The organism is Streptomyces katrae, from assembly GCF_000966975.1.
Lineage (GTDB): Bacteria > Actinomycetota > Actinomycetes > Streptomycetales > Streptomycetaceae > Streptomyces > Streptomyces katrae.
Map to the genome: position 1 here is coordinate 1 of NZ_JZWV01001056.1, position 6,980 is coordinate 6,980.

Consider the following 6,980-nt stretch of genomic DNA (forward strand, 5'->3'; position numbering starts at 1 on the left):
GTGTAACGGTCAGTGTGCCGGTGACCAGGGCACCGGCCCCCCGGGCGTTGCGGCACCCTGGTAAGGGGATGATGTGCCTCCGGAGGCGCCGCGTGCTTCCACGGCCAGCTGCGTCACCCCGCTGGGCACGGTGAACGTGTCGGCCGACCCGGTGTAGTCAAATGTGCACACCACTTGGCTGCCGGACGGGACACACGAACCCTGCGCCTGGGCTGAGCCGGCCAGGACCGGCACGAGAGCCAGAGACATACCCGTCGCCAGCATTCCAGCCGCCAGAGCGCGAACCCGCGGCCGAGCGTGACCTCTGATGACACAAAGGACGGCATCTTGCTTGGCACCACGCCGTCGACCAACCCGGACGGCCCTCCACTTCTGCGGACGGTGGCTGAAGGTCGGCGTCTTCGGGCAGCTCAATACCCTGCATCACCGTTGAATCCGGGGATGCATGCCGGCGCCACCGTGTGCGTGCACGAGGCTCGGAGCGTGAAGACCTCCGCCCACGTCCTTGCAGGCCGGCTGGTGCCCGGGGGCCAGCGGATCCTTGGGCCAAACGAGTGGCGGGGCGGCGGTCAAGTTCAGCCGGGAGGCTGGTGTTCGGCGCGGGCTCGGGTGGTGGCGAGTCGGTAGGAGTCGGTGCCGGTTTCGATGATGTTGCCGCCGAAGGTGAGGCGGTCGACGGCTCGGGGGTGAGCGGCGATCCACGCCATCTCGACGTCCAACGCGAACTCGTTGGCGGCCGTGCAGGTTTACTGGTCCGCCGGGCTTGGTCGGGTCGGGCGGCGATCGTGCGTACCTGCTCGATGCAGCGCTCGTAGATGCGGGACCGCTCGGCGTTCAGATCTTGGCTCTTCAGTTCTCCCTCTCCCACGCCGGACCGTCCGGCGACCGGTGAACCCTGCCCGAGGCCGCAGGGGAACAGTCACGTCGCCTCATACACGTTCCAATCGCGGCCAGGGGGCGGGAGCGGCCGTACGGCCAAATCCAGCGATCTTGAGGGTTCAGCTGCAACCACGGATCCCCGATCGCTGTCTTCGTGCCCATGACACCAAACGGACGGCAGCGGTCGACCACGGATGATCGGGAGTTACGGCTATGGAGGGTCGGCTGGGCCCTGACTGTCGCCTTCATTGCCGCGGTGCTGGTCGCGGGCGGCATCTTCTACGGACTGGTGGACGTTCTAGGCTTCAAGAAGATCGACACCACCACGAAGCTTGACGCGAACACACTCTTCGACCTGGTGAAGCTCTCCTTCGGCGTCGTAGCCGGAGCTGGCGCACTTGTCGCCCTGGTCGTCGCCTACCGCCGCCAGCGCGTCGATGAAGCCGGCGCGCACCGCGAAGCCACCCGGCTCCACACCGAACGCTTCTCTCAGGCAGTCGACAAACTCGGATCGGGGTCCCCAGCCGTCCGGCTAGGAGGCGTCCATGCTCTGGCTGGCCTTGCAGACGACGCACCCGATGACAGCCTGCGCCAGACCTGCATCGACGTCCTGTGCGCGTACCTCCAGCTCCCCTTCACTCCAGACCCCGGAACCGACCCCGCCCACCAAGATGAACACCACCAGTACCTGGCCCTCCGCAAAGTCCGGCATACGATCCTGCGCCTCATCAGTGACCACTACCGACGCCCGCGGGGAACCCATCGTTCTTGGCAGGGCTGCGACCTTGACCTCACCGGGGTCACCATCGACGGCAACATGAACTTCGACGGCGCGACGCTCTCCGGCGGCAGGGTGATCTTCGAGGGCGCGACGTTCTCGGGCGGCACGGTGTCCTTCCGCGGCGCGACGTTCTCCGGCGGCACGGTGCCCTTCGAGGGCGCGACGTTCTCGGCCGGCACGTTGTCCTTCGACGGCGCGACGTTCTCCGGCGGCACGGTGTCCTTCCGCGGCGCGACGTTCTCCGGCGGCACGGTCTCCTTCCACGGTGCGACATTCTTGGCCGGCACGGTCTCCTTCAACGGCACGAGGTTCACGCGCGGCGGGGTGTCCTTCTCCGGAATGAGGTTCCCCCGCGGCGTGGTGTCCTTTTACAGTGCGGCGTTCTCCGGCGGCTGGGTGAGGTTCGATCGGGTAGCGGGGGAAGCTCCCGCCGGGCTTCATAACGCCATCGACGCCGCCGTGCCTCCGGTCCCCCTTCCGCTTGCTTGGCAACCCATCAATCCGTAAGGACCCAGGGGCGAAAACGATCGGAATCGCCCTCCAGGACGACGCCGCCCTGCGCCTCGATGCCGCCGTCCAAGACCTCGTGGAAGCCCGCGGGCCGGCCGCGACCGCGGACCTCATGATGTGGCTCGCCCGACAGCTCCTCCATTCCCCCCGCCCTGCACGCGAACGTACTGACCGTGGCCGACCCCACCGAGCGCGCCGCCGGACACGAATGAGAGCTCCCCCCTCCGACCCGCGCTGGAGGCCCTCGTCTCCGGTACCCACCTGACTCTCGGGGATCTGGCCGAGCGCTCCAGGCTCACCGTGGAACAGGTCGCCGCGTCCGGCAGATAGCGTGCACCCCGCAGGGCCGTTTCTGCGGTGAATCACGGCCCTCGCACGGGTGAGTTGGCCCCTGGGCTCCTGTCGTCGGGCGCCGGCAGACCGATACATCGGCGTACGTGATCAAGAACCTGTTGTGGCGCGGCCTGCCCGCGCTCGCCCTCTGCGCCCTGCCCTTGCTGTCCTCCGCCCCGCCTGCGCACTCCGCGCCCGCAGCCCCGGGGCTCGGGCTGGCTGCGGCGGGCCCGGCCGGCATGCGGGCACCGCTTCCCCTCTACGAGGCGATCGACAGGCTCCCGGTGGCCCCTGAGCACCGCGACGGCTACCGACGCGACCTGTACAAGCACTGGAACCGCGGCTTGAACGCCTCGGACGGCTGCGACACGAGGAAGGAGGTCATCCTCTCCGAAGCCGTCGAAGCGCCGCATGTCGCAGCCGGCTGCAAGTTGACCGGCGGGTCCTGGCGCAGCGCCTACGACAACCTCGTCGTCACCGACGCCGCCCGCCTCGATGTCGACCACCTCTTATCTGCACCTCCGGCGGCCGGGCCCATAATGCCTGCTGGTCAGAGCGTCAGCAGTATGCAGTTGACTTTGATCGGGGGCTCGGGGAGTGCCACGTCAGGTTGAGTGCTTGAGCATTCTCTGAATGGTTTCGCGTACTGACTCGTCCGTTTCGTTCGAGAAGCGCTGGCTAAGGGCTTCTCGTCGCTGGGTGGGTAGCCGCCATCCCCGCGGTGTGTTCGACGCCATGAGTACGACAGCGAGGGATCGGACCTTAGCGACCGGATCGCCAAGCGCCATGGTCAGCAGATCTCGGCCGTGTTCTCCCTGGGCGGCGAGGGCACGAAGGATCGATTTCCTCACGGCCGGGTGAGTCTCCGCAGCCAGCGCCCGAATCAGAGTGCTAGGCAAGGTAGTGCTCGGGGCTGGGTGAGTGATGAACGTGTAGGCGGCGGCTCGCCGCCTTGTCGGGAGGTCGTCGTTCAGGAGCGTCGCCACGAGCTGGTCCTCGTTGCCGGCCATCTGGTCGGCGAACCAGTTGAGGTCCTGGTGTCCTGTCAGAACGAAGTCGAGCCATCGCTCGTACCAAGACAGGAAGTCAGAATCAGCGTAGAACCGGGGAGCGAAGAATCCCTCGGCGTTGACCTCCACCAGACGCCCACGTCCGGGTCCTGTGACGACCAGCAGCGTGAAGTCGCTGCAGCCCCTGTAGACGACTGTGATGGTGCCGGGGAATGAGCCCACGAGGTCGCCCCGGTCGTCGGGGCCTGTGGGGACATCGACGTCGGGAACGATTGGGAACGATTCGGCGGGCTGTCCCATGCCGCCCCGCCCAACCCATCGCTCCATAGGCAGCAACCCGTAGGTGGGACCGTATCCGCCGTGGCCAATTCGGGTGAGGAACTGGCGAAACTCCTCAGGCAGCCGGACGCCGTGGGTGTCCTCGAAGTCCGAGATCTGCGTCTCGGTGAGCGCGGGGCCGAGTACGGCCTTCTCCGTGGTCGGCAGTGCGGCGAGTTTGGCTTGAATCCGGGTGATCCGGGCGTCCACCAGTACTTCTTCTCACGTCGATAGTTAGTTCGAGCCGCGAGCATAACCCACGACCGGGCTGCCGGGCTGTCGTCAGTCCGGGTCGCGCATGGCCAGGCGGCGCCGAAGTTCCAGGTTTCGCCATGGGCCACCTCTAGGGCCTTCCGTAGCCGCGCGATCTCCTCGCGGTGTGCCTGCTGTTGCTGTGAAAGGCGTGCGCTCAGGGCTCGTACGGCCGCCGAGGTCGACGACGGGGCTTCGGTGTCTACCTGACGCGCTCCAAGAACCTGGCTCGCGCGTTGGCCTTCGATCAGGCTGCGGATCTCGAGGTGCTTGTAGAGGAAGTCGGTGCTCACGCCTGCCACCCGGGCAACGGCGGTGAAACGGACAGGCTGGCCGGCCTTGACCATCCGGGCGAGCGCGGTCCGGGCCCGCTTGTCGGTGTCCGCGGTTCGCTCCTTCGCTGCCTGGTGGAGATGCTCTGGCAGAAGGCTCAAGGCGTGCATTCCTCGCTGGACGGTTCCGCCCGGTCGGTCCCGCGAGCCAGATGTTGTCTTCACCCATCGGCTCGCCGTGGCGGCCGGTGAACTGTGTCTAGCGGGTGATCAGGGCCTCGGCCTGGGCGAGCTGGTGCTGGAGATCATCACGGTGGTTGGCGTCGGTGACGAACTTGTCGCAGGTCAGGCATGCGTTCCCCTTGGAGCAGACCTGCTTCGGCGGCAGCATGCACCACCCGTTCGGCAGCACCCGGTCAGCGCGCCGGTCCAGGTGCAGGAGGTCGTAGAGGTCGCTCGGGCCGAGGCCGGCGGTCCTGCCGTCCGCAGTGACCTTCTTGTAGCGCAGAAACTCGCGCTCGGCTGTCACTGCGAGGGTCTTGGCGTAATGCACCGCACGGTTGTCAGCCGGCGAGGAGGCGGTCGGTGACGAGGGCGGTGAGGTCCTCGGGCCAAGGATTCGGATGCCCAGCTCTTCGGCCTCGGTGCCGCTTGGAGCTGGCCTTCCCGCCCGCCACCAGCAACGTGGTGCGCTTGGGCACTTCCGGGTGTCCGCCCCACTCCTCGGGCCCCCAGCGATTGTCGGAGGGTCCTGCGAAGATCGCGGCCATGGAGCTCCCCACCGCCCTCGCCGGGCTCGACACCCACCCCTGGGCCACCGTGAACCACGCCTACGGCCCCGCCGAAGACCTGCCCGGATTGCTGCGCGCCTTCGCCGAGGGCGGTGAGGACGCCGAGGAGGCACTGGAGGAGCTGTACAGCTCGATCGTGCACCAGGGCACCGTCTACGCAGCCAGCGCCGACGCCGCCCCCTACCTCGCCCGCATCGCCGCCTCCGGCCGGCAGACCGCCGACGCGCTGCGGCTGCTCGGCTGCCTCGCCGAGAGCGAGGACGAGCACGACGTCGAGCCGGGCGCCGTCCGCGCCGCCGTCACCGCCCAGCTGCCGCTGCTCATACCGCTGCTGGCCGACGAGGACGCCACCGTCCGGCAAGCAGCGGGCTGGATGATCGGCCATACCCGCGACACCCGCAACGCCCTGCCCGCTGTCCGGGCCCGCCTTGCCACCGAGACCGAGCCCGTCGTCCGGGCCGAGCTCCTGACCGCACACAGCCGGCTGGACCACGCGGGCGCCGGCGCCGAGGCCCGTGCCCTCCTTGGCCCAGACACCCCTCCGCCGCTACGCCTCGCCGCCCTTTTCGCCGCCCTGAACCCCGACCAACCGTGGCTCGCGGCGCACCACGACGCCCTCCTCAGCCTGCTGCCCGCACGCAAGACGGCTGCGGCCGGCTACGCGGACGAGCACCGGGATCCGCTGAGCGCCATCGTCGAGATCCTGCTGGGGCGGGACACCGACGCCGACCGCGAGAGCGCCCTCGCACTCCTCGATGTCGCGCTGCGCGACGAGCGCCCGGATGTCCGGGCCGAGGCGCTGTGGGCGGCCGACCGCGCCTGCATGCTGTCCCGCAGTGCCCCGCAGCGGCTGATCGCCGCGATCGCGCCGCTCGCCGCCGACTGGACGGCCGCCCGGCTCCTGGGCAAGATCGGCTCGGCCGCCGCAGAGGCCGCGCCCCTCCTCGTCGAACTCTCCGCGCAGCCGGACGACGAGGCGGCCGACCAGGCCCTGGCCGCACTCGTCCTGGTGGCACCGCAGACGGCCGCCCCCCTGTTGGCCAGGGCGCTCGGCCGACGCCCGCACGCCATGCAGTGCGCCACCGGGTCCCATGCCCCGGCCGACGTGCCCTTCCCGTTCGACGCGGAACTGCTCGCTGCGGTCCGCGCTCGCCTGGCGGCCAAGGCGCTGGAGCAGCCCGAGGGACGCAAGGACTGCGGTTGCCCGACGACCGCGGACCACAACGACACCGCCGGGCTGGTCCACCTGATCCGGCTGTGGGGCCCTCAGGCCGCCAGTGCGCTGCCCGAACTCCGCGCCGTCCTGCCCGGGTTCCACTACGCCGCCACCGCCATCACCTCCGTCGCCGCCGGCCTCGGTCCGGAGCAGCGCGAGCAGGCCGCCACTGCCCTGCGGGCCGGCGCTGACAAGCTGTTCGTGGCGCAGGCGCTGCACGAGCTGACCGGCGAGACCGGGCCGCTGTTCGCCGCCGCCGAGGCGGCGCTCGCCACCGGTGTCCGCGGCTGTGTCGAGGGCGCGAACGCCTTGGCCGACCTCGGGCCGGCTGCCGCGCGCATCGCCCCGGCCCTGCGGGCGGCGCTCGGCCGCACCATCGACCGCGACACCACGGCGGAGATCGACACCGACCTCGCCCTGGCGCTCGCCCTGTGGCGGATCACCGGCGAGGCGTCCGAGGTCGTCCCGGTGCTGGCCTCGGTCTTCGACAGGAGCGAAGGCCAGCGGTGGTCCCACTGGACGACCGCCCGCGCCGCCCGCGAGATCGCCGTACTCGGCCCGGCCGGGCGCCCGCTGACCGGCCGGCTCCACGCTCTCCTCGACGACCCGGCCCAAGCC

The 6,980-nt window shown here is 69.7% G+C and carries 6 protein-coding genes and 2 pseudogenes; 3 read left to right on the forward strand and 5 right to left on the reverse strand.

Annotated elements, in window-relative coordinates:
- Positions 1-575: 575 nt before the first annotated feature.
- Positions 576-677, reverse strand: a pseudogene (locus VR44_RS44415) (IS21-like element helper ATPase IstB); the annotation flags it as partial.
- Positions 678-1,135: 458 nt separating this feature from the next.
- Between VR44_RS44415 and VR44_RS32115 the strand changes: the two are divergent.
- Both VR44_RS32115 and VR44_RS32125 read left to right on the forward strand, forming a co-directional pair.
- Positions 1,136-2,167 (forward strand): pentapeptide repeat-containing protein, encoded by a 1,032-nt coding sequence (locus VR44_RS32115; RefSeq protein WP_245692654.1) that lies wholly within the window; start codon positions 1,136-1,138, stop codon positions 2,165-2,167.
- Positions 2,168-2,607: 440 nt separating this feature from the next.
- Positions 2,608-3,117: a hypothetical protein gene (locus VR44_RS32125; protein WP_211275162.1), complete on the forward strand. Its 510-nt coding sequence runs from the start codon at positions 2,608-2,610 to the stop codon at positions 3,115-3,117.
- On the opposite strand, the gene VR44_RS32130 is transcribed toward VR44_RS32125, so the two are convergent.
- From VR44_RS32130 to VR44_RS45470, 4 genes and pseudogenes are all read right to left on the reverse strand, one after another.
- Positions 3,109-4,041, reverse strand: coding sequence for an SMI1/KNR4 family protein (locus VR44_RS32130; protein WP_045951153.1), 933 nt, complete (start codon positions 4,039-4,041; stop codon positions 3,109-3,111). The genes VR44_RS32125 and VR44_RS32130 overlap by 9 nt on opposite strands.
- 143 nt (positions 4,042-4,184) lie before the next feature.
- A pseudogene (locus VR44_RS49300) lies at positions 4,185-4,526 on the reverse strand (DUF6262 family protein); the annotation flags it as partial.
- Positions 4,527-4,614: 88 nt separating this feature from the next.
- Positions 4,615-4,908, reverse strand: a complete 294-nt coding sequence (locus VR44_RS32135) for a hypothetical protein (protein WP_045951154.1) — start codon at positions 4,906-4,908, stop codon at positions 4,615-4,617.
- Between the two features lie 10 nt (positions 4,909-4,918).
- Positions 4,919-5,125, reverse strand: coding sequence for a hypothetical protein (locus VR44_RS45470; RefSeq protein ID WP_157880477.1), 207 nt, complete (start codon positions 5,123-5,125; stop codon positions 4,919-4,921).
- Here VR44_RS45470 and VR44_RS45475 point away from each other — a divergent pair.
- On the forward strand, positions 5,124-6,980 hold a 1,857-nt coding region (locus VR44_RS45475), incomplete at its 3' end, for a HEAT repeat domain-containing protein (protein WP_045951155.1). The two genes, VR44_RS45470 and VR44_RS45475, sit on opposite strands and share 2 nt — an antisense overlap.